Here is a 1,397-nt window from a genome sequence, read left to right as displayed (position 1 = left end):
ACTGTCAGTGTTTCGGGTGGCTGGTCTGGGACTGGCTGGTCAGGCTGGCGTCTGCCGCCTGGCGCGTGTGACTCAAATGTCTACTGGCCCTCACCCATGTGGCGGGGTGCTCTTTCTGAGACTTGTCCGCGTGCTGGGGGGGCCGACGTCGGCCTGGCCCACCCTGGTGACCTGATCAGAAGCATGTCCGACCCCGCGAGGGGTCGTGGCTCGTGACAGTAACGTCCCGTGGTGACTCCAACCCAGGCCGACGTCGGCTACGACGTCCGCTCTTGGTGAGGAGAACATCGCAGTGACCATGCTCGCAGAAACCCGCACCCCTGACACGGTCGGCCAGGTCTACCTGTTCGTCGTCGGGGTCGATACCCACGCCCGCCAGCACTCCTACTCGATCCTGGAGACCAGCACCGGAGCACAGGTCGACGCCGGCTCGTTCCCGACCACCCCGGCAGGCCTGGCCCGCGCAACCTCGTGGATCGCTCGTCGCACCATCGATACCCCGCACGGCGTGCTGGTCAGCATGGAAGGCACCGGCTCCTACGGGCGCCAGGCCGCCACCCACCTCGCCCAGGCCGGCTACCGGGTCGTGGAAGCCCTGACGCCGGTCCGGGGCAAGGGCCGGGCCAAGACCGACGCCCTGGACGCCGAGCGCGCCGGCCGTGACGTGCTCGGCCTGCCGACCGACCACCTGCGGGACTACCGGGCCGGGCACGTGGCTGCCGCGCTGCAGGTCCTGACCACGGCCCGCGACCGCCTCGCCCGCGACCGGACCGCCGCGGTGAACGCCCTGACCGGGCTGCTACGCGCCCACGGCCTCGGCATCGACGCCCGCGGACCGTTGACCAGCGCGCAGATCCGGACCGCCAAGGCCTGGCGCACCCGCGACGAACCCCTGGACCTGCGCATGGCTCGGGCCGAGGCCAACCGCCTCGCGGCCCGCATCCTCGAGCTGGACCAGCAGCTCAGGGACAACAACAAGACCCTGCGTGCCCTGGTGGCCGAGCACGCCCCTGACCTGCTGACCGAGCCAGGGATCGGCCCCTACACCGCCGCCGTGATCCTGGCCGCGTGGTCCTACCCCGGACGCGTGCGCTCCGAAGCAGCGTTCGCCCGCCTGGCCGGCACCGCCCCGATCCCCGCTTCCTCCGGCAACAGCAACCATCACCGGCTCGACCGTGGTGGTGACCGACGCCTGAACCGCGCCCTGCACATCGCGACCCTGACCCGCATGCGCGACCACGACGAAACCCGCACCTACCTGCAACGACGCACCACCGAAGGCAAGACAACCCGCGAGATCCGCCGCCAGCTCAAGCGCTACCTCACCCGCAAGATCTACCGACTCCTGACCCGGACCAACACCCTCGCACCCACCACTTGACGAACATAGAAGCGTC

1 protein-coding gene is annotated in these 1,397 nt (G+C 70.1%); it reads left to right on the top strand.

Annotated features, from left to right (window positions below):
• Nucleotides 1-298 precede the first annotated feature (298 nt).
• Nucleotides 299-1,381, top strand: coding sequence for an IS110 family transposase (locus C8K30_RS30135; protein ID WP_108496593.1), 1,083 nt, complete (start codon nucleotides 299-301; stop codon nucleotides 1,379-1,381).
• Nucleotides 1,382-1,397: the final 16 nt, after the last annotated feature.

The sequence above is a fragment of the Promicromonospora sp. AC04 genome (assembly GCF_003058225.1).
Lineage (GTDB): Bacteria > Actinomycetota > Actinomycetes > Actinomycetales > Cellulomonadaceae > Promicromonospora.
Note: the sequence above shows the minus strand (reverse complement) of the source record. Positions and strands in the feature narration are given on the sequence as shown.